This is a genomic window from Pelodictyon luteolum DSM 273 (assembly GCF_000012485.1).
GTDB classification, from domain to species: domain Bacteria; phylum Bacteroidota; class Chlorobiia; order Chlorobiales; family Chlorobiaceae; genus Chlorobium; species Chlorobium luteolum.
The window spans coordinates 673,161-694,136 of the sequence record NC_007512.1 but is presented as its reverse complement, the minus strand read 5'-3'; the positions used below and the strand labels follow the sequence as shown (position 1 = coordinate 694,136).

Annotated in this window: 16 protein-coding genes, 1 tRNA gene and 2 riboswitches; of the genes, 8 read left to right on the top strand and 9 right to left on the bottom strand. The window is 58.1% G+C overall.

The window, feature by feature from the left end:
- Nucleotides 1-5 precede the first annotated feature (5 nt).
- Entirely contained in the window at nt 6-1,301 is a 1,296-nt protein-coding gene (locus tag PLUT_RS03085) for an O-acetylhomoserine aminocarboxypropyltransferase/cysteine synthase family protein (RefSeq protein WP_011357350.1), read from the bottom strand.
- Between the two features lie 86 nt (nt 1,302-1,387).
- Nucleotides 1,388-1,536: riboswitch (SAM riboswitch) on the bottom strand.
- Between the two features lie 105 nt (nt 1,537-1,641).
- Here PLUT_RS03085 and rsmB point away from each other — a divergent pair.
- From rsmB to PLUT_RS03070, 3 genes are all read left to right on the top strand, one after another.
- Complete coding sequence (rsmB, locus tag PLUT_RS03080) at nt 1,642-2,970, top strand: 16S rRNA (cytosine(967)-C(5))-methyltransferase RsmB (RefSeq protein WP_011357349.1); 1,329 nt, start codon at nt 1,642-1,644, stop codon at nt 2,968-2,970.
- 5 nt (nt 2,971-2,975) lie between these two features.
- Nucleotides 2,976-3,890 carry a site-specific tyrosine recombinase XerD gene (xerD, locus tag PLUT_RS03075; protein ID WP_041464017.1) on the top strand — a complete coding sequence of 305 codons (915 nt, stop codon included), beginning with the start codon at nt 2,976-2,978 and terminating at the stop codon, nt 3,888-3,890.
- Between the two features lie 131 nt (nt 3,891-4,021).
- Nucleotides 4,022-4,095: transfer RNA gene (locus PLUT_RS03070), tRNA-Lys, on the top strand.
- Nucleotides 4,096-4,108: 13 nt separating this feature from the next.
- Here PLUT_RS03070 and PLUT_RS03065 read toward each other — a convergent pair.
- The 3 genes from PLUT_RS03065 to PLUT_RS03055 all read right to left on the bottom strand — a co-directional run bounded on the left by PLUT_RS03065 (nt 4,109) and on the right by PLUT_RS03055 (nt 7,833).
- The gene (locus PLUT_RS03065; RefSeq protein WP_011357347.1) at nt 4,109-4,564 is read right to left on the bottom strand and encodes a DUF2721 domain-containing protein; all 456 of its coding nucleotides are present in this window, start codon (nt 4,562-4,564) and stop codon (nt 4,109-4,111) included.
- A gap of 38 nt (nt 4,565-4,602) precedes the next feature.
- Nucleotides 4,603-5,997 (bottom strand): MBL fold metallo-hydrolase RNA specificity domain-containing protein, encoded by a 1,395-nt coding sequence (locus PLUT_RS03060; RefSeq protein WP_011357346.1) that lies wholly within the window; start codon nt 5,995-5,997, stop codon nt 4,603-4,605.
- A 63-nt stretch (nt 5,998-6,060) separates the two neighbouring features.
- Nucleotides 6,061-7,833 (bottom strand): DEAD/DEAH box helicase, encoded by a 1,773-nt coding sequence (locus PLUT_RS03055; RefSeq protein ID WP_011357345.1) that lies wholly within the window; start codon nt 7,831-7,833, stop codon nt 6,061-6,063.
- 334 nt (nt 7,834-8,167) lie between these two features.
- Here PLUT_RS03055 and PLUT_RS03050 point away from each other — a divergent pair, with 334 nt between their 5' ends.
- Complete coding sequence (locus PLUT_RS03050) at nt 8,168-9,481, top strand: 3-deoxy-D-manno-octulosonic acid transferase (protein ID WP_041463757.1); 1,314 nt, start codon at nt 8,168-8,170, stop codon at nt 9,479-9,481.
- Here PLUT_RS03050 and PLUT_RS03045 read toward each other — a convergent pair.
- Nucleotides 9,435-10,676, bottom strand: coding sequence for a helix-turn-helix transcriptional regulator (locus PLUT_RS03045; RefSeq protein ID WP_011357343.1), 1,242 nt, complete (start codon nt 10,674-10,676; stop codon nt 9,435-9,437). The genes PLUT_RS03050 and PLUT_RS03045 overlap by 47 nt on opposite strands.
- A gap of 170 nt (nt 10,677-10,846) precedes the next feature.
- On the opposite strand from PLUT_RS03045, the gene PLUT_RS03040 reads away from it, so the two are divergent.
- Entirely contained in the window at nt 10,847-11,296 is a 450-nt protein-coding gene (locus tag PLUT_RS03040) for a Fur family transcriptional regulator (RefSeq protein ID WP_011357342.1), read from the top strand.
- A 174-nt stretch (nt 11,297-11,470) separates the two neighbouring features.
- On the opposite strand, the gene PLUT_RS03035 is transcribed toward PLUT_RS03040, so the two are convergent.
- The 3 genes from PLUT_RS03035 to PLUT_RS03025 form a co-directional block, all read right to left on the bottom strand.
- Nucleotides 11,471-11,971, bottom strand: a complete 501-nt coding sequence (locus tag PLUT_RS03035) for a rubrerythrin family protein (RefSeq protein ID WP_011357341.1) — start codon at nt 11,969-11,971, stop codon at nt 11,471-11,473.
- 50 nt (nt 11,972-12,021) lie between these two features.
- Nucleotides 12,022-12,516, bottom strand: coding sequence for a ferritin-like domain-containing protein (locus PLUT_RS03030; RefSeq protein WP_011357340.1), 495 nt, complete (start codon nt 12,514-12,516; stop codon nt 12,022-12,024).
- A gap of 148 nt (nt 12,517-12,664) precedes the next feature.
- Nucleotides 12,665-13,339, bottom strand: a complete 675-nt coding sequence (locus PLUT_RS03025) for a peroxiredoxin (RefSeq protein ID WP_011357339.1) — start codon at nt 13,337-13,339, stop codon at nt 12,665-12,667.
- 255 nt (nt 13,340-13,594) lie between these two features.
- On the opposite strand from PLUT_RS03025, the gene PLUT_RS03020 reads away from it, so the two are divergent.
- The 3 genes from PLUT_RS03020 to PLUT_RS03010 are packed head-to-tail and all read left to right on the top strand — an operon-like array spanning nt 13,595 to nt 15,770.
- Entirely contained in the window at nt 13,595-14,059 is a 465-nt protein-coding gene (locus PLUT_RS03020; protein ID WP_011357338.1) for a DUF4293 domain-containing protein, read from the top strand.
- A 2-nt stretch (nt 14,060-14,061) separates the two neighbouring features.
- Complete coding sequence (gene pdxA, locus PLUT_RS03015; RefSeq protein ID WP_011357337.1) at nt 14,062-15,078, top strand: 4-hydroxythreonine-4-phosphate dehydrogenase PdxA; 1,017 nt, start codon at nt 14,062-14,064, stop codon at nt 15,076-15,078.
- Nucleotides 15,075-15,770, top strand: a complete 696-nt coding sequence (locus PLUT_RS03010) for a cell division ATP-binding protein FtsE (RefSeq protein ID WP_011357336.1) — start codon at nt 15,075-15,077, stop codon at nt 15,768-15,770. Before pdxA ends, PLUT_RS03010 begins: the two co-directional genes overlap by 4 nt.
- Nucleotides 15,771-15,896: 126 nt before the next feature.
- On the opposite strand, the gene PLUT_RS03005 is transcribed toward PLUT_RS03010, so the two are convergent.
- A complete protein-coding gene (locus PLUT_RS03005) occupies nt 15,897-20,462 on the bottom strand; it encodes an intein-containing adenosylcobalamin-dependent ribonucleoside-diphosphate reductase (protein ID WP_011357335.1) in 4,566 nt (1,521 codons plus the stop codon).
- A gap of 202 nt (nt 20,463-20,664) precedes the next feature.
- Nucleotides 20,665-20,945: riboswitch (cobalamin riboswitch) on the bottom strand.
- Between the last annotated feature and the right edge of the window lie 31 nt (nt 20,946-20,976).

Genomic DNA, 20,976 nt, shown 5'->3' with positions numbered 1-20,976 from the left:
TCGGTTCATGCCTGTGTTCTAAGTGCCTGCTCGAAATCCTCACGGATGTCGTCTATATGCTCAAGTCCGACAGAGACCCGCACCATGTCGGGGGTCACGCCTGCTGAAGCCTGCTCTTCGACTGAGAGCTGCTGATGGGTGGTGGAGGCGGGGTGGATGACGAGAGTCTTGGCGTCCCCCACATTGGCCACGTGGCTTGCCAGCCGTACCCCATCGATGAACGACACCGCCCGCTCATAGCCTCCCTTAAGGCCGAAGGTGAGTACGCAGCCGAACCCGTTCCGGAGGTAGCGGGCAGCATTCCTGTGGGTCGGATGCGACTCGAGGCCCGGGTAGTTGACCCATGCGACCTCAGGGCGGCTCAGAAGCCACCGGGCAAGGGCGATCGTGTTCGAGAGATGCCGCTCCACCCGAAGCGAAAGGGTTTCAAGGCCCTGCAGCAGGAGAAACGAGTTGAACGGGCTGATGGCCGGCCCGAAATCGCGCAGCCCCTCCACCCGCGCCTTCACGATGAAAGCCAGATCCCCGAATGTTTCATGGAAACAGAGGCCGTGGTAGCCCTCTGAAGGCTCGCTGAGCATGGGGAAGCGTCCGCTGCCCCAATCGAAGGTGCCGCCGTCGACGATGACCCCGCCCATCGAGGTACCGTGTCCGCCGATCCATTTGGTGGCCGACTCCGTCACAATCGAAGCCCCGTGCTCGAGCGGACGGCAGAGACAGCCGCCGCACCCGAAGGTATTGTCGACGATGAGGGGGATGCCGTGCTCGTCTGCAACAGCCGCAACAGCCTCGAAATCGGGGACATGGAAAGCAGGATTGCCGATCGACTCAAGGTAGAGCGCCTTGGTGTTTTCATCAATGCACCGCCGGAAATCCTCCGCCTCAAGCCCCCGGGTGAAGTGCACCCCGATGCCGAGGCGGGCGAAGGAGACCTTGAACTGGTTGTAGGTGCCGCCGTAAAGGTAGCTGGAGGAGACGATGTTGTCACCCGCCTGGCAGAGGCTCGTCAATGCGATGAACTGCGCAGAATGGCCGCTGGAAACGGCAAGCGCTGCTTTTCCGCCCTCAAGTGCGGCCATCCGCTGCTCGAAAACATCGGTGGTCGGGTTCATGAGGCGGGTATAGATGTTGCCCGCCTCTTTCAGGGCAAAGAGATCCGCACCGTGCCGGGCGCTGTCGAAAGTATAGGCCGTTGTCTGGTATATGGGTACGGCGCGGGAGTGCGTCAGGGGATCGGGCGTTTGGCCGGCATGGACCTGCAGGGTCTCAAAACGGTATGGCGTCGGCTTCTTGTCTGTCATGGAGGCGATATGGTTCTCCTTTGGCGCCACCATCAGTCGGGAGGAAAAAATACGGGGTACGTCTGCAACGGGGGGGGGGTCGTATCTCTTCATCTTTCCCGGCCTTCAACCGGGATGGAATTGGCACCAATCATTACCTCAATACATGAATCAATGCAATCCATTGAATCACTGACGGTCAATGACGGTTGCCAAGGCTTCTCAGGGCCAGTCCCTCCACCTTTCTCGATGATAGCGTAAAAACTTGAAAAGAACATTAGTCCAATGAATCTACAACAGCAAAGAGTATTTTACAAGCGGCCCCACAGAGACCGCGCACCGCAACACCTAATCAGTACCAATGACATCAGCCCGGGAACTAGCCTTCAACATCCTGCAGCAGCTTGAGGCAGGCACTCGCCACTCCGATTCCCTTCTGCATGAACTGCTGGAGGCATCATCCCTTAAAGGGCCTGACCGGGCTCTGGCTACCGCGCTCACCAGCGGCGTGCTCCGCCAGCGCCTCCAGCTCGACTTCATCATTGCGAAATTTTACAGCCACGACATCCAGAAGGCCTCCCCCGCCGTCCTGAACATCCTCCGCCTCGGCGTATGGCAGCTGCTCTTTCTCGACCGTGTGCCGCGCTGGGCCGCCGTCAACGAGTGTGTCCGGCTTGCCCGTCGCTACAAGGGCGAGCGCATGTCGAAACTCACGAACGCCGTCCTGCGGAAAATCTCGCCCGAAACCGTCCATCTCGACCTGTGGCTCAAGGATGCATCCCTCTCCGAACGCCTCTCGGTGCTCCATTCCCATCCGGAGCCGCTCGTCCGGCGATGGATCGGGAACTACGGAGAACAGCGGACGGAATCGATGCTCCGCTATGACAATGAACACCCGCTCTTCGGCATCCGTCATAACCCGCTGAAAGGGACGAATGCCAAGGGCGCAGAGGGCGAAGAATCCGGGTGGCAGGAGAGCGGAATCCCCGGCATCCGCCTTGCCGCTGATTTCCACCTGTTCGAGCCGCTCCTCAGGCAGGGACTTGCCTCCGTCCAGAACCCGACCCAGGCCCTTGCGGTGCTGCTGCTCGACCCCCAGCCCGACTGGAAGGTGCTAGACCTCTGCGCGGCTCCCGGCGGCAAGGCGGCACACGCAGCCGAACTGATGGGAAATCGGGGAGAAATCATCGCTCTTGACCGTTACCCGCAGAAAACCCTTCGAATCCAGGCCCTTGCCGATACGCTCGGGATATCCATCATCGAGGCCCGGACCGGAGATGCCCGGGAGTTCACGCCCCCGTTCCAGCCGGACGCCATTCTCGTTGACGCTCCCTGCACCGGAACCGGCGTGCTCGGACGGCGGGCGGAGCTGCGCTGGAAAACCGGTCCGGAAAAACTCCGGGAACTGAGCGGGCTCCAGGAGGAGATCCTCCGGCATGCCGCAGGACTGCTTGCGGAAGGGGGCCTGCTCCTCTACTCGACCTGCTCGGTGGAACCCGAAGAAAACCAGCTGCAGGTGGAAGCATTCCTTCAGCAGCATCCGGCGTTCAGAATCGAACAGGCAACAGGAAAGGTGCCGGAGCCCTTCTGCCTTGAACGCACACCCGAAGGCGGAATCCTTACGCTCCCGGGCGCAAGACCCGGATTTGACGGCGGCTATGCAGTCCTCCTGCGGAAACAGGGAGGATGATGTCCATGGTGGAACTGGACGCTGCGTACAGCCGGGTGCTTGAGGGATTCCTCGACTACCTCTTCATAGAGAGAAACTTCGCCGGCAACACGAGAGAGTCCTACCGCAACGATCTCGGCCGCTACCTGCTTGCCATGCAGGAGGATGATGTCCCGCTTGAGGCCATCACGGCGGAACGCATCAACCACTTCGTCCTTGCACTCCATCAGGCGGGTCTGGAACCGAGCTCCATTGCACGAAACGTCTCGGCAATCCGTTCGCTGCACCGCTTCCTCTTCAATGAACACCGCCTCGCATCCAACCCCGCCGAAACCCTCCACCAGCCGAAACAAGCGCGCTACCTCCCCGCCGTCCTCACCCTTCAGGAGACCGAACGGGTGCTTGAAGCACCCATGCTCCAGTCTCCCCCCGGCCGCTTCCTGCTCCGGGACAGGGCGATTCTCGAACTTCTCTACGCATCCGGAATCCGGGTCACTGAACTGGTGGATATGACCCAGCAGAACCTCTATCTTGACGAACGCTTCATCAGGATCTTCGGCAAAGGCTCGAAAGAGCGGCTCGTGCCGATCGGGGACGCCGCCGCCGCCTGGATCCGGCGCTACCGGGAGGAACTGCGCATGAAGCTCTCCAACCGCAACTCCCTTGACCACCTGTTCCTCAACGCCCGGGGCAGAAAGCTCACACGCATGGCGGTCTACAACATGGTGAAGGAGTACGCCCGCCTGGCGGGGATAGAGAAAAACATCAGCCCGCACACCTTCCGCCACACCTTTGCCACCCACCTGCTCGAAGGGGGCGCAGACCTGCGCGCCGTGCAGGAGATGCTTGGACACAGCTCGATCGTCGCCACCCAGATCTATACCCATATCGACCGCACGTTCGTCAAAGAGGTGCACCGGACCTGCCACCCGAGGGGATAACCGGATGGAACGCCTCAGAAGCTGCAGGGAACCAATTCCGGAGGAAGGCGTGTTATCGAAAAAAAAGTGGGTTGGCGGGGAAAGGGGGCCACCAACGGAAAAAGCCGCCCCAAAGAATGGTGCGGCTTCATGAATGCGTAGCTCAGCTGGTTAGAGCATCTGCCTTTTAAGCAGAGGGTCGCAGGTTCGAATCCTGCCGCATTCACCCTGTTCCCGCCTTATCGCAGTTTCGGATGGATCTCCTGCTCGATCTTGAGCGCCGTCAGGGTGAGGTTGACATCGAAAATAAAATACACCAGCGAGACCGAGAGCGATGCCATGCAGAAAAAAAACAGCACGGCAATCAGGATCGTGGTATCGATATTGGCCAGCACCGAATAGAACAGCAGCATGATCATCACCGAAGCCCCGAGACAGGTAAGGGTTGAGAGCAGGATGGCCATTCTTATGAAGCGGGCACGTTTCCAGAGAATGTCGAGCTCGCGGTTGAGGGTATCGGCACTCCGCTCAACCGATGAGTCAAGGCCGGCAAGGAGCGCCCGCGAGCGGTCGATGATGCGCCCGAGGCGGTTCGTCATGGTGAGTAGCAGAAGGCCGATGCCGGAGATGAGGATGACAGGACCAATAGAGGTCTGAAGGATCGGGATAAACTCCCTGATTGATGAATCGGGCATTGTGTGGTTAATGGATTGCTATAGACTGTCTATCTGTATCATGAACTGAAATCATACCTTTCGCCGGGCCGGGGAATCGAGGCCGTCAGTTGCAGTCGTTCCTCGATCGAGTTCCTGAACGCCTCCTTCGCCGCCGGATCGCCATGCACTACGAAAACACGCGGCGAGCTTTTGAACCCTGATACCCAGCGCAGCATATCCTCACGGTCTCCGTGGGCCGAGAGCCCCCCGACGGTATGCACAGCCGCCGCCACCGGGTAATGCCGGCCGTGAATCTCGACCTCCGCTGCCCCCTCGACAATCTGTCGGCCGAGCGTCCCCTCCGCCTGATACCCCGTAATGAGCAGATGGCACTCGGGCCGCGAGATGTTGTGCTTCAGGTGGTGCAGGATTCTGCCTCCGTTGCACATGCCGCTGCCGGCGATGATGATGGCGCCGCTCCGTTCTTTGTTGATGGCCTGCGACTGCTCGACCTTCGGGGTGAAGTGAAGGTTTTTAAGGGTGGGCAGCAGGCGTTTGTCGTTCCTGGAAGCAAGCGCCTCGCGGTCAAACAACTCAGGGTACCCCAAGTAAATCATGCTCGCTTCGATAGCCATCGGACTGTCGAGGTAGACCTGCCAGTGCTGCATCCCCCACTCCTCATAATGGCGCGCAAAGAGGTAGAGGAGCTCCTGGCTCCGCCCGATCGAAAACGCGGGGATGAGGATGTTCCCGGAGCCCCGAGAAGCACTGTTGAAGATTTCGCCGAGCTCCTGAAGGGTCTGGTCGTAATCGCGGTGGAGCCTGTCCCCGTAAGTGCTTTCGATGATGAGGGCATCAGCATCCGTGACCGCCTCCGGATCGTTCAGGATTGGACTGCCGTACTGGCCGAGATCCCCGCTGAACACCAGCTTCCTGGAAACGCCCCCTTCAGTGAGCCAGAGCTCCACGACCGCCGAGCCGAGAATATGGCCGGCATCGCGGAAACAGGCCTCAAGACCGGGTACGACCGGAAAGCGCCGGCCGTATGGAACAGGCTTGAAGGAATTGAGTGCACGGACAGCATCATCCCGGGTGTAGAGCGGTTCAGCGTGCCGGTCGGCGGCTGTACGCGGGTGTTTTCGGCGATCGAGGGCATCGCGTTCTGCCAGAGATGCGCTGTCAAGCAGGAGAACGCGGGCGAGATCCGCCGTTGCATCCCCGGTGAACACCGGTCCCGTGAACCCGCGCTTTACGAGCAGAGGGATGCGGCCGGAGTGGTCGATATGTCCGTGACTGAGGATCATGGCTTCGACCCTCTCCGGATCAAAGGCGAAGGGCGCCCGGTTCAGCGCCTCCTCGACATCCGACCCCTGTATGAGGCCACAGTCAAGAAGGACGGTGAACCGACCGACCCTGAGGATATGGCAGGAACCGGTCACCCGCTCCGTGGCGCCGTAGAACTCGATTTCCATGTAAGGCTACATTCCCCTGTTCAACCGTTTCGCCGCATGAGCTGCAGTCAAGGGCTGAAGCATTCAGCCCTTGCGCTTCTTTTTCGGTCCGGTGAAGAAGCCGCCGTCCTTTCCGGATGGCCGTGCCGGCCGTTTCGCCCCTTTGCCGCCGTAAGGAGAACCGCCGCCCTGGCCGCCCTCCATTTTCGACACCCTGAGCTGGCGTCCGCAGACACGAACCTTGCGAAGTTCCTGGAAGATATCGTTGGGCATGCCGGCCGGCAGCTCCACCGTCGAGAACGCATCGGAAATGGAGATGCGCCCGATCGCTTCGGGGTCAAGCCCGATCTCGTTGATGATGGCGCCGAGAATGTTTCCGGCCTGTACGCCGTGCTCGCTGCCGACCTCGATACGGTATACCTCCCGCTTTTCGTCACCGTACATATCATCGCGGCGTGGCTTTTTGCGGAACGGAGCCTCGTCAGAAGGACGGTCCCGCTCTTCACGGCGCACCTGCTTTTCAGGCTTCGCAGAAAAGAGGAGCGGAGTGTCTCCCTGTACCATGGCGGCCAGTGCGGCGGCTGCCTCGAGTTCCGACACATCATGCTCATGGCAGTACTGCTCGATGAGGCGGGTGAAGAACCCAAGGTCTTCAGCGGCGATGGTGTCGCTGATGCGCTGCTTGAACTTTTCGATACGCTTGTCGTTGATGATCTCCGTCGAGGGAAGCTCCATCAGCTCGATACGCTTGCGGGTCGCCTTTTCAATGGCGTAGAGCATGTTCTTCTCCCTCGGGGCGACAAAGAGGATGGCCTCGCCGCTCCTGCCGGCACGGCCGGTCCGGCCGATGCGGTGCACGTAGGACTCGGTGTCGTAAGGAACATCATAATTGATGACATGGCTGATACGCTCAACGTCAAGACCTCTGGCTGCCACGTCAGTGGCGATGACGATATTCAGTGAGCCGTCTTTCAGCTGGTCGACGGTCCGCTCGCGCTGGTTCTGCACCATATCGCCGTTGAGGGCGGCTGCGGCATAGCCGCGGGCCTGAAGTTTTTCGGCAAGTTCCAGGGTCATCGTCTTCGTCCGTACGAAAATGAGCATGCCCTCGAACGGCTCCACTTCGAGAATGCGGGTCAGAATGTCGAGCTTGTGGCTGCCGCCGACGATCCAATAACGCTGGCGGATGGTTTCAACGGTGGTCGTCTTGCCCTCGATGGTCACTTCAGCGGGGCTGTTCAGATATTTCTGTGCGATGCGGCGGATCGGTGCCGGCATCGTTGCCGAGAAGAGTGCGACCTGACGCTCTTTTGGAGTCTCGCCGAGAATCCACTCCACATCATCGATGAAGCCCATCCGGAGCATCTCATCGGCCTCGTCAAGCACGAGGCACTGCAGGGAATCAAGGTTCAGTGAGCCTCTGCGCATGTGATCCATGACGCGGCCGGGGGTACCGACGACGACATGCACGCCGCGCTTGAGCATGCGGAGCTGCCCGCCGTAATCCTGCCCGCCGTAGATGGGCAGTACGTGGAACCCCTTGAGGTATTCGGCATACTTGTGGAACGCCTCGGCAACCTGGATGGCCAGTTCACGGGTCGGTGCGAGCACCAGTACCTGAGGATCCGTTAAGGAAAGGTCGATGCCCGAAAGAATGGGAAGGGCGAATGCCGCTGTTTTGCCGGTACCGGTCTGTGCCTGTCCAAGGACATCGCGTCCTTCAAGCATCAGCGGTATGGTACGGGCCTGTATCGGTGTAGGAGTTTCGTAGCCGACTTCCTTCAGTGCCCGCATAATGGGCTCGCTTAGGTTGAGGTCGGTAAAATTCCTGATGGGTTCTGGTGTTTCTGCACTCATGCTGTGATGTCCTGTGTAGTAAATTGTTTGCAATACCTCTCTTGGGTCCATTGAGGTGTGGCAACAATGCAGGAAAGCACTGAAATGAAGGAAGAAGTCTCACCCCTGCAGCAACTGCTGCATCCGGGGCCACAATCATCGTAATAACTGAAGCACACGACACCTGCTCTTTCTCGGCATATCCACCACGCGGTCAATGCGATGCAATACTACGAATTAAATCTACCATTACCGCATAGTATTTCATACCCCTCTATCTACTTTTTTCTTAAGTTTGAGAATGAAACAACCTCACCGCCCCGAACATTGCGCTCCTCCGAGCCCTTTGCGCCCCATGACACCTGGCCCGGTCTCCATTTATACCCTTCTTGTTCCCGCCGTCGCCGCAGTCCTGAAAGCTGCCGGACCCTTCAGCCCCGGACTCCGGAAGTTCTTCGCCGCCCGCCGGGGCGTGTTCCCTGAGCTTGAGGAAAAGAGCCGGAATGTAGCAGAGGGAAGGCCCCGGCTCTGGGTCCATGCCGCGTCGGTCGGGGAGTTCGAGCAGGCCCGTCCGCTCATCACCCTCCTGAAGGAGAGCGTTCCCGGTCTCGCGGTATTTGTCTCCTTCCTCTCCGATTCCGGCTATGAAGCCCGCAAAGACTACCCCGACGCCGATGCCGTCTTCTACCTTCCGCTCGACACGCCGGCCAATGCCCGTAAAACGGCAGAGCTTGTCCGGCCGGACCTCTTCATGCTCATGCGCTACGACTTCTGGCCGAGCCACCTTCTGGCCCTGAAACGCCGCGGCGCCGGGATGATCCTGGCCGCCGCAGTGCTGCAGGAAGGTTCCTCCTACTTCAATCCGGTACTGAAAGCCTTCTACCGACCTCTCTTTCAGCTGTTCGACCATATCTTCACCGTTGCAGAAAAAGACGCACGGGCATTCAGGGATGTGTTCGGGTGCAGGGCGGCCGAACGTGCCGGCGAGCCGAGGATCGATCAGGTCATCCAGCGCAGCCGGAACAGTGAACGGGTCGGCCACATCGCAGCGTTCTTCAAGCAGCGGCCGGTACTTGTTGCAGGAAGCGTGTGGGAAAAGGATGAAGAGGTGCTGCTCGGGGCCTGGCTGGAACTTGCCAGCAGGCCATCACTGGTGCTCGTACCCCACAAGGTAGGCCCGGAGAACATCCTCCGCATCGGACGTGAACTCGAACGGCTGCAGATAGGATGGAGAAGGGTGAGGCAGCTTGATGCGTCCTTCGATGCATCAAGGGAGGTGCTGGTCATCGATGAAACCGGCTATCTGGTGGAACTGTACTCCGTTGCCTCCATGGCCTATGTCGGAGGCGGATTCGGCGTCAACGTGCACAATACCCTCGAACCGGCCGTCTACGGCATCCCGGTCATCTTTGGCCCGCGCCACCATAACTCGCCGGAAGCCGAAGGCCTGCTTGAAGCGGGCGGGGCATACACCATCCGGAACAGTGAGGAACTCGGTGCCGTCCTCCGGCGGCTCGTCGACGGATCCCGGGAAGCCGAAAAAGCGGGAAAAGCGGCATACGGGTTCATTCACAGCCAGGCAGGGGCTGCCTCACGGATCGCAGATGCCGCAAGGAAGATCCTTACCCAAGGCAGGCCTCGGAGGCCAGCATCGAAAAATAATTCTTAAGCGACTGGTGTGGCTGGAGCCCGAGCTTTTTATGGAGACGGTAGCGGATGTTCTCCATCCCGCGGAGCGATATGCCTGCCGAACGGGCGATGTCCTTCGTCGCATAGTTCAGCTTTATGAAAAGGCTCAGCCGCCGCTCACGCTCGTTCAGGCCGGGATGGCGGTCCTGCAGTGCAGCGAGAAAACATGCGTCCGCATCAGTCAGCTCGGTGCTGAGCTCAATTTCGGCATTCTTTCGGAGGGAGATTTTGTGGCAGAGGGTTGAGATGGTCTCACGCAGCTCGGCGGTGGCATCAACCCGGTCAATCTCCTGACAAAGCTTTACAAGTGACGAGATCTTCGAGTCGAACATACCGGCCACGCCGGCGAGTTCATCCTCTTTTGCAGAAAGAATGTTCCGCAACCGGTACAGCTCAGCCTCATACTGCTCCGCGTCCCTGCGACTCAGGTCCTGGCGGAGGTTGATCTGGATCCGGCACTCCTCTTCACGCCGCCTGTACTCCTCACGCAGTTTCCGGAGCTTCTCCTGATGCTCCTCTTCGCGAACCAGGAGGTCCCTGCGCAGTTCATCGAGTGCCGTAAAAAACAACCGGAATTCGTTTTCCTCGGGGGGAGCAGTGACCGGCTGATCAAGCATGTCGAGCCATGAGATACGCGAAACGGCGGCAAAAAAACGGCCCGCAATATCCTCAACCGAATCCGCAACAGGCGGCTCGGGAACATCTGCAGGACCATACCTGCGCTTGTAGTCGGCGATGTGCTCCATAGCCTCCCTGTAGCTGCCGACAATGAGCGCCTCGGAACGGGCAGGACAGAGCGCACCGAGACCGAGCATGTGGGCCGTGATTGCAGGGCGGACATTGTAGACAACAAGAACAGCGATCCAGGGTCCCCAGTTGTAGAACAGGTTCCCGAAGTCCCTCTTATAGCTCAGGCGGACCTCATTGATCGGATCATAGTCGACCACCACAAAAACCTTCCGGCCATTGAGCTGCATTTCCTCGCATATGTTCTGGAAAACGTCTACGTCGATATAATCCAGATAGGTAGGCTCATCACCGACAACCTTTGCGTGAATGATGTCGGGGCCGATAACCTCGAAAAAAACCCGGTATCCGGGCTCCGGATGCTCAACCTGCCACCTGGGGCTCTCAGTAACGGGAAGCTTCGTGACGGGACACCGTTTCATGGACATAGGGGAGAAGGTGTAAAATGACAAAGATAAAATATATGTTCTGCAGCTGAGAACAAAACATCGCAGCGAGCTGTTGTTTCCATTATTAAATAAGAATTGCTCTTTGTGAAAAGTTTCGCTACCTTAATATTAAGATATATTTTATCCTGTTTCTACAGCGAGGACAAATAATGATGAACGCAACCACAGAGGGCTCGATGACAGAGGAGTTCATGCTGCGATGCAGGGCACACGGGCTGAAAATCACCCCTCAGCGGCTTGCAATCTTCAAGGCGCTGGCAGGCTCGAAAGAACACCCTTCAGCAGACGGCGTATACAGGAAACTCGTAGCACTGCACCCTACGATCTCTTTCGATACCGTGAACAGGACGCTGCTCACCTTTGCCGAAATCGGCATCATCGAAACCGTTGAATCCCACTCCGGCGTCCGGCGCTTCGACACAGACCTCATGAGCCACCACCACCTGCACTGCGTGCAGTGCGGCAGAATCATCGACTTCACCGATGAAACGCTCGACAAGGTGCCCGTACCGGAGAAAGCCATCGGCAACTTCACCGTACTCGGCAAGCGCATGGTGGTCAGCGGAATCTGCGAGAGCTGCAGGAAAAAACATGCATGAACAGTCTTCCTCACCCGTAATAAACAACCTGCACTGAAACTCAGGCACCAAAAAGCCTCCGGACTTCCGGAGGCTTTTTGCATTGCTGCTGAGCAATAGAGGCACGAAGAGAGGCACGAAGAAAGGCACGAAGAAAGCCCCCGATAGAGGCTTTTAACGGCCATTCTTCTCCGTTCAGGCTACCTGCACGTAGACTTCAGCCTTCACGTTGCAGATCGGGCATTTTTCAGGAGGCGTCACGAGCTCGATGTGCCCGCAGACAGGGCAGAGCCACACGGCGGTCTCTACAATATCCTGTCCGTTCTTTACAGACTCGAGCGCATGGCGGTAGAGTGCGGCATGCACCTTTTCAGCCTCAACGGCGAATCCGAACATACGCTTTGCCTTGTGGCCCTCGCTAACGGCCTGCTCATACATCGGCGGATACATCTCGTTGTGCTCATAGGTCTCGCCACCGATGGCGGTTTCAAGGTTCTCGGCAGTAGAGCCGACTGCATCATCAGCCATGAGGTGGGCTTCAGCATGGATCCGCTCGGCTTCTGCCGTGGTCCTGAACAGCCTGGCGATGTTCTTGAATCCGTCTTTCTCTGCCTTCTTGGCGAAGGTCACATATTTCATGAACGCCTGGCTCTCTCCGCCAAATGCACTCTTGAGGTTTTCGTGGGTCGTAGGCATACGTGTTGGTCTCCTTCTTTGGGTTTGATTCAGTTAGAATGTAGAATACTTCACTTTCTGAGGAACATCCCCAGGTCCTCGAGCAGCGACTGGAGGTCCTCCTCATGCTCAACCTCGTCCTGCATGATCTGCACGGCAAGGTTGTAGGTGATCGGATCTTTCATGCCGATCTCCTCGATAATGCTGTGGTAGGTCGAAATTGCACACTGCTCTCCTGAAATGTTCTGCTCCAGGATGTTCCGGACAAACGGGTTGTCAGGGGCGTCGTAGCCGCAGTTGGTCCATTCGAACCAGAGCTTCGGGTTCACAAGCGGCTTGCCGCCGAGCTGGATGATTCTGGTGGTGACCATATCGGCATGGCGGAGTTCATCGGCCGCATGCTGCAGAAGTTCTGCCATGACGGCGTCCTTCATCGGCCCTTCGACGATTTTTGCTCCGATCCAGTACTGGTAATAAGCAAGCCACTCATCGGCAAAAGCCTTGTTGAGCAGTTCAAGCACGCGGTCAATATGCTCGCCGACAATTTCACGTCCTCTTGTTCCCATGGTGCAATTCTCCTCGTTGGGGTATTGGTTATCGTTACGCTATAGGCAATAAGAAACAATTTTCTACAGAAAAAAAAGCCTCATTCCACAAAAAAATCCCCGAGGCACCCGGCATGGGGCACCTCAGGGAAAGGAAGAAATGGGAGGCTTATTTCTCCATCGCCTTGTGGCAGAACCACCAGTCATAGCACTCATACTGGCTCGGACGCTTTTTGGCGTCGGCAACGTTGTTGGCCGGAGGAATGATGACGCGGTCCTTCAGCATCGTGTTGTTCGGCCAGTCTGCCGGCATGGCCACCTTGTGCTTGTCGGAATACTGCAGTGCGGTCACGGCGCGAAGGATCTCATCCATGTTACGGCCGATCTCCTGCGGGTAGTACAGCACGAGGCGCACCTTGCCCTGCGGGTCACCGACGAAGACGGCGCGCACGGTATTGGAGCCCTTTCCGGGGTGAAGCATACCGAGCTTGTTGGCGATCCGGTCATTGGCTGCGACGATCGGGAAGGTGATCTCGACGTTGAGTTTCTCCTCGATCCACTCAACCCACTTGATGTGCGAAAATACCTGGTCGACGCTCATGCCGATCAGCTTGCAGCCGATTTTATCGAACTCCGGTACCCTCTCCTGGAATGCAACGAACTCAGTGGTGCAGACCGGGGTGTAGTCTGCCGGGTGGCTGAAGAGCACGAACCAGGAGCCTTTCAGGTCTCCGGGGATGTTCATCGGGCCATGGGTGGTCTGTACGTCGAGTTCCGGAAACTCGTCACCGAGCAGCGGCATGGAAATATCGTAGTACAGTTCTTCTTCAGGATGCTGTGACATGGCATGTTCTCCTATTAAGTGTTTTGTTGATTTGTTTGTTGCAGAAAAAATTGTTGCCTTCAACTCCTGAAATCAATATACGATACTCCGGCAAATAATCAAGAATAAATCTTAAATAAGAACTATTATTTATTAAAAAACCGATCGCAGCCAATCCACGGCACATCGCCCCCATATCTTTTTAAGCGCTTTATGTATATTGACTGCAATTCAGGGACATCAACACGATAGCCGTATCGAAAAACCCGTACCGTCATGCTAGCACGAATCCAGACCCTCTACCTGTTCCTCGTCGCGCTTCTCGCCTGCGGCAGCATGCTTTTCCCGTTCTGGGGCTTCAGCGCTCTGGAGTATTTTCCGATTGGCGACTTCACCCCGTTTGAGGGTGCCGGCATCCTCTTCACCGCAGGCACCATTGCGTCCGGGATCTTTTCGCCGCTCACCGCCATTGCTGCCCTGGCAGCAATATTCCTCTACAAGCAACGCGCGCTCCAGCAGAAAGTGATCGCACTCGGCGTCCTTCTCTTTGTCGGCGACCTGCTCTCCACCCTCACGGCTGCACACTTCATGAACCAGTACTTCCTCGCCGGCGGGGCAGGGTTCGTGCACGGGCCTGAAACCGGATTCTTCATGATACTCCCGGAGCCGGTTCTCTTCTGGCTCGCCATGAAAGGAGTGCAGAAGGACGAGAAAATCGCCAACGCATACAAGCGACTCTAACCATGCGTATCGTCTTCTCGCTCGGCGATCCCCACGGCATCGGCCCGGAAATCATACTGAAGGGGTTCCTCGAGCTCCAGAAGAGCGGCCACCGGTTCGCCGTTGCAGGCTCATACCGTGTCCTTGAACACTACCGCCAGGCACTCGGCCTCCCCATAGAGCTGGAGCGGGTTGAAGACGCCCGGGCGCTTGAGCACCTGCCCTCCTGCAGCTGCGGGGTCCTCCCGGTGCTGAGCGTTGCCGAACCCCTCTCGATAGAGCCCGGGACGGTGACGGCTGAAGCAGGAAGCATCGCAATGCAGTCCGTCAAGGCCGCGGCGGAACTCTGCCGGAACGGGCAGTTTGACGCGCTTGTCACAGCCCCCCTCCACAAGGAGTCGCTCGCCCTTGCCGGCTGCCCAGACTCGGGACACACCGGCATGCTCGGAAGGATGTTCAGTGTCCCCTCCCCCATCATGCTGTTCGCCGACAGGGTATCGGGCCTGAAGGTGGCGCTGCTGACCATCCACGAACCCCTTGAACGGGTTCCGTTGCTCGTCAGGAAAACGGATATCGACCGCTTTCTCCTCCGCCTCGCGCGCTGCCTTGAAACCGATTTCGGGCTCGAACACCCTGCCGTCGCCGTCCTCGGCCTCAACCCCCACGCATCCGACGGAGGGATCATGGGCCGTGAAGAGGAGGAGCTGATCCGCCCCGCAATCCAGCGCCTGCAGCAGAGGATGCATATCGAAGGGCCTTTTCCGGCCGATGGATTTTTCGGGGCCCGGATGCAGAGCCGCTTTGACGTCGTTCTGGCCATGTACCACGACCAGGGGCTGCTCCCCTTCAAGGTGCTCGCTTTCCACAGCGGAGTCAACGTAACCCTCGGCCTGCCGATCGTGCGCACCTCTCCCGACCACGGCACGGGATTTGACCGAGCGGGAAAAGGCACGGCTTCGGCCGAAAGCCTGCACGAAGCCACGCTCCTTGCCGCAACCATTGCTGAAAACAGGAAAAAGAAAACAGGACCGCCCCTATGATTTCATTCGTCAATCTTGATATCGAGCTCAACAGAAAGCCGGTGTTCTCCAATCTCAACCTGACCATCCAGCCGGGTGAACTGGTCTTTATTGCAGGAAAAAGCGGGAGCGGGAAATCGACCCTCCTGAAAACGATGTATATGGAGATCAAGCCGAAAAAAGGGGAGCTCATCATAGCCGGATACAACTCCCGTACCATCAAAAAAAGGGAGATCCCGCTCCTGCGGCGCAAACTCGGCATCGTCTTTCAGGACTTCAGGCTGCTTGAAGACCGCAGCGTTTACGACAACCTCGCGTTCGTTTTGAAGGTAACGGGCACGAAGGAGAAACTGATCCGTGAAAAGGTGATGCACGCGCTCGAAAGCGTCGGACTCTCGGATGTCGCCGGGGAGCTGCCGATCCGCCTCTCGGGCGGTGAGCAGCAGCGGGTATCGATCGCCCGCGCACTGGTCCGCGAACCGCTGGTTATCCTTGCCGACGAACCGACAGGAAATCTCGACCCCGACACCTCGATTGAAATCCTCGAGTACCTGAAAAAGATCAACCAGAAAGGCATCATCGTCGTCATCGGCACCCACGACTATGAACTCATCCGCCACTCCCCCTCCAGAACCCTCCTGATACAGGACCGGAGCCTCGTTGAAGCCTCCATCCGGGAGGGTGCCACCGGCTTCCGGCCCGTCCCTGCATAGAGAACTTTCAGCAGCCGGGACTTTCAGCAGCCGCCCTGCGGCGAAAGTCCGGCACCAGCAAAAAGCCCCCATGCTCAGACTGAACATGGGGGCTTCAAGGTATGTCGCAGGGAAAGCCGATGCCGCCTATGAGCAGCCGGTCGTCATTCCGCAGTCTTCACAGACTTTGCAGGTTCCGTTCTGCTTGACCCTCATCGAACCGCAGTTCTCGCACTGCTCGCCCGTATAGCCCTGCACCTTTGCCTGCATGACCTGGCTCTTCAGCGTATTGGTGTACTCGGATCCGGCATGATGGGCGGCAGGAACCGCCTCGGCTTCCAGTGCCGCCACCGGCGAGGTCTGCCCGTTGCTATTCTTTGCATCCGCACCGTGCTCGGGCACCTCATCGACTGCCTTGACATGCACGAAGTCCTTGCGGCCGAGGTAGTCGTAGCCTATGGAGCGGAACACGTAGTCGAGAATCGAGGTCGAGTTCTTGATGGCGTTGTGCCCCTGGACGGCACCCGCCGGTTCGAACCGGGTGAAGGTGAAGCTGTCGACCAGCTCCTCGAGCGGCATGCCGTACTGCAGGGCCTTCGAGGCCAGCACGGCGAAACAGTTGAGCAGACCTTTGAAGGATGCCCCCTCCTTGTACATGTCGATGAACACCTCGCCGAGCGAGCCGTCCTCGTATTCGCCGGTACGGAGGAACACCTTGTGGCCGCCTACGTATGCTTCGCGGATGAATCCTTTCCTGCGCTTCGGCAGGAGCCGGCGCTCGCTGCGGTGGTAGACCCGCTCGATAATCCGCTCCTGGACTTCGCGTGGGCCCTTTGTCTCGTCAAGATCCTCTTCGTTGCCGAGCATGATCACTTCGTCGAGATCCTGGTAACTTGAAATGTTGAGCGGCTGGGAGAGCTTAGACCCGTCACGATATACGGTGATGGCCTTCACCATATGCTGCCAGCCGGAGAGGTATACCTCGCCGATTTCAGCGGTGGTGGCGGTGGCCGGCATATTGACCGTCTTGGAGATGGCGCCGGAAATGAACGGCTGGACCGACGACATCATCCGCACATGGGCCATGTGGTTGATGAAGCGCAGCCCCTTCTGCCCGCAGCGGCTCGCGCAGTCGAACACCGGAAGGTGCTCCAGCTTGAGGTGCGGCGCACCCTCGATGGTCATGGTGCCGCAGATGAAGTCATTGGCCGCTTCAGCGTCTTCGGCGCTGGCGCCAAGAGCCTGGAGCATGTCAAAGCCGGGATCGTTCAGCTGGGCTTCCGTGAAGCCGAGCGACTGACAGAATTCCTCTCCGAGAATCCACTTGTTGAACGCGAACCGGATGTCGAAGACCGCTGCGAGGTTCGACTCGAGCAGGGCGATCTTCTCTTCAGTGAAGCCCCGATTCATGAGCCACTGGCTGTTGATCGACGGACACCCCTCAAGCGAACCGCTTCCCTTGCAGTACTTTTCGATCTCTTCAATCTCCTGCGCAGCGTAACCAAGGCGCTTGAGGGCCTTGTGCACCGACTGGTTGACGATCTTGAAATAACCACCGCCGGCGAGTTTCTTGAACTTGACGATGGCGAATTCAGGCTCGATGCCGGTAGTGTCACAGTCCATGACGAGGCCGATCGTGCCGGTCGGAGCGATGACGCTGACCTGGGCGTTGCGGAACCCGTACTTCTTTCCCTTCTGCAGCGCTTCGTCCCAAACACTGCCGGCTGCCTCGAAGAGCTCTTTCGGGCAGTACTCGGAATCGATGCCGCGCGGCTTGACCGACAGCTCCTCATACTCCTCCTCCGACTCGTTGCGGGCTGCACGGCGGTGGTTGCGGATGACGCGGAGCATCTCCTTCGAGTTCGCCTGGTAACCGTCGAATGGACCGAGGTCGCGGGAGATCTCTGCTGAGGTGACATAGGCCTGGCCGGTGATGATGGCCGAAATGGCACCGGCAAGCGCAAGCGCTTTCGGGGAGTCGTAGGGGATGCCGAGCACCATCAGGACGGTGCCGAGATTGGCGAACCCGAGACCGAGGGTGCGATACTCGTAGCTGAGACGCGCGATATCGGGAGAGGGGAAGTGGGCCATGAGAACCGAGATCTCGAGCACGACGGTCCAGAGCGCCGCGGCGTGGCGGAGCTCGTTGATTTTGACATGCCCGGACTCTTCGTCGACGAAGTGGATCAGGTTAAGGCTGGCGAGATTGCAGGCCGTATTGTCGAGGAACATGTACTCGCTGCAATTATGAACACCGATGCCGTTGGCAATAAAGTGATGGTTCTCAGGCTCGGTAAGATCGAAAACCGGCTGCCGGCCGATACTCCTCAGTGATGCCACCCTGTCGACCAGCGGGTCACGATAGGTGTCGACCGTCATGTTCAGACGTGCGAGCGCTTCAGCCTTCCGGCTCTCCTCCATGAATCCGATGGACTCCTGAAAAAGAACCCTGGAGCTTCGGCTGATGCGCAGGCTGTGCATCTCCTGCACCGGATATTCCCTCATGCCGCCCTTGCCGTCCGGAAGCATAGAGACAAGGTCTCCGGCCCGGCGATTCTCGTAGATTTTGGCCTTGATGCCGAAATTCAAGAGCAGCAGCTGTACCTGCAGAAGCAGGTCGAGCGAGGTGGAATCGAGCGCGACATACCGGGATTTGACACCGTAGTTGGCAACCGTGCCGTCGGCAGTGAAAAGTCCACGGAGCAAAGCCGCCTGTTCAGCCTGCTGAAGACGGAACACCGCATCGGAAAACATTTTCTTTTCGCTTCCACCATCGAGAACCGCATAGTTCTCAAGCAGATTGAGAATTCTGGGGCTGCCGACAGCGACGCGGGACGAGGTGAGGGTCTGGGTGAGGGAACCCTGCTTATTGTGCTCGCCAAGCTCAGGACGCAGATCGTTAATGAGCGTATTTGCCCATCCGGTAATCTCCGCTTCAGCCTTGTCCATGGCAAGAAAGGCAACACGGCGCTGCTCTCCGGAAGCCGTGAGTTCAGCATTCCGGGTAATACAGCCATCCCCGACAAGCAGACCGATCAGCTGGGCAACATCGACAGAGCCTGTCGATTCTTTACCAAACTCTGCCCCGACAAGTCTGACCACATCGTCCTTGGAGAGTTCACAGGCCTTGACATCACCGCGATTTTCAGTATAAACGGGATGATCTCCGGTGAGTTTCAGGCGATATCCGGCTTTCGTCCGGAGCTCGTATACTTCTTTCGTGCCGGTCGGGAAAATCTTTTCGACCCAGTGCAGCTTGCCCTCAATACCCCTGATACCTCTCGACTGTCCGACAAGTTCCCCGATACGCTCAAGTCCCCGGTCTGTGGCGACCAGTGTCTCTGCAGTCACACAGGGGTTACTCGCATTGATCCTGCCGGCTGCCGGGCAGGTGTGCCATTCGTTGATGGTGGTGTCGAACTGGAGGCCCGGATCGGCGCACTTCCATGCGCTCAGGAGAATCTTTTCCCAGAGTTCACGGGCGTTGACCGCACGGGCGGTCTTGCCGGTTGTGCGTTCCTTAAGCATCCAGAGTTCGTTGTTCTCGACCGCCTTCATGAAGGCGTTCGTCACCCTCACGGTGTTGTTCGAATTCTGTCCGCCGACGGTCTGGTAGGCTTCCGATTCGTAATGGGTATCGTACTCTTCGAAATCAAGCGTGGTATAGCCCTGCTCGACAAGGGCGAGCACCCGGATGATGTAGCTCATCGGCACGGCACGGTGCAGGGCGTTCTCGATCAGGCGCTGGAGTTTCGGGTTCTCGAGTCTGTCGGCGCCGTTCAGGATGGCCTCTTCGACAATGGCCTGCAGGAAGCGCGAGCAGATCCTCGAGCCGGCAACGAGCGAGGCGACCTTGTCCTCTTCACGGGCCTTCCACTCAATGAATTTCTCGACATCCGGATGATCGATGTCGATAATGACCATCTTGGCCGCACGGCGAGTGGTTCCGCCCGACTTGATGGCGCCGGCCGCGGAATCGAAGATCTTCAGGAAGCTCATGAGGCCCGACGAGCTGCCGCCTCCGCTGAGCTTTTCGCCCGAGGAGCGGAGATTGGAATAGTTGGTGCCCGAGCCGCTGCCGAACTTGAACACCCGGGCTTCGCGGACCGCAAGGTCGAAGATGCCGCCTTCATTGACCAGATCGTCATTGACGGACTGGATGAAACAGGCATGCGCCTGCGGACGGGTGTATGCATCTTCGGACTCGACCACCTTCTTCGTGGCAGGATCGACATGGTAGTGTCCCTGGGCAGGACCGGTGATGCCGTAGGCGAAATTCAGTCCGGTATTGAACCACTGGGGGGAGTTCGGGGCGCCCTGCTGCGCAATGAGCATGTAGGCGACCTCATCGTAAAACGCCTCTGCGTCCTCCGGGGAGTCGAAATATCCGTGTTTTTCACCCCACTGGCGCCAGCATCCGGCCAGACGGTGCACGACCTGGCGGATAGAGTGTTCGCTGCCGGTGACCGGACGGCCTTCCTCGTCAAGCAAGGGGTTTCCATCTCCGTCAACCTGCGGAACACCCGTCTTGCGGAAATATTTCTGGGCAAGGATGTCAGCCGCCATCTGCGACCAGTGCTTCGGCACCTCGAGTTCATTCATCTCAAACACTTTGGAGCCGTCAGTGTTCCTGAGGACCGAAGACTTCTGGGTATATTCGAACCGGTCATAGACGTTTTCACCGGGAGATGTAAAGAGACGGGAGATTTTCATGGAAGCGCTCCGGGATCAGAGTTGGAGGGAAACTTAAAATATTCTTTTAAAACAACTTATACGTGCCGTCGAGCCATATCGGTAAGTGTGAGCCGAAGCATTTTTCATACCGGAAATAAAGAATATAACATAAATCATAAATGTTGACACGGACCCCGATGAGGGGGCAAGAGGCAGCTGTCCGGCCTTCATCCCGAAGCCATCTCGACAGCGTTTATCCGGCAGGTTTCCTGACTTTCGACGGCATTTTCAGCCTGCCACGGGGGCGGGCAATCCGGGCACTCAATCCTTCCCACGCCCTTCCTGCGGAAGTATTGCGGTCGGCGAAGTGGATTGAAGCATACCGTCAGGAAACTTCGGCAGAGCTGCCTTGTTCGCTGACGGCGAACCATCATACAGTTGCGGGCACAGTGTACGGTTTTCGCGTACTTCCCTATTATCCGGACCACGGGGGCGTCCGGCACCGGAAAGAAAAAAGAACAGGGTCAAGTTTAAGTATTTTTTACATCATTCG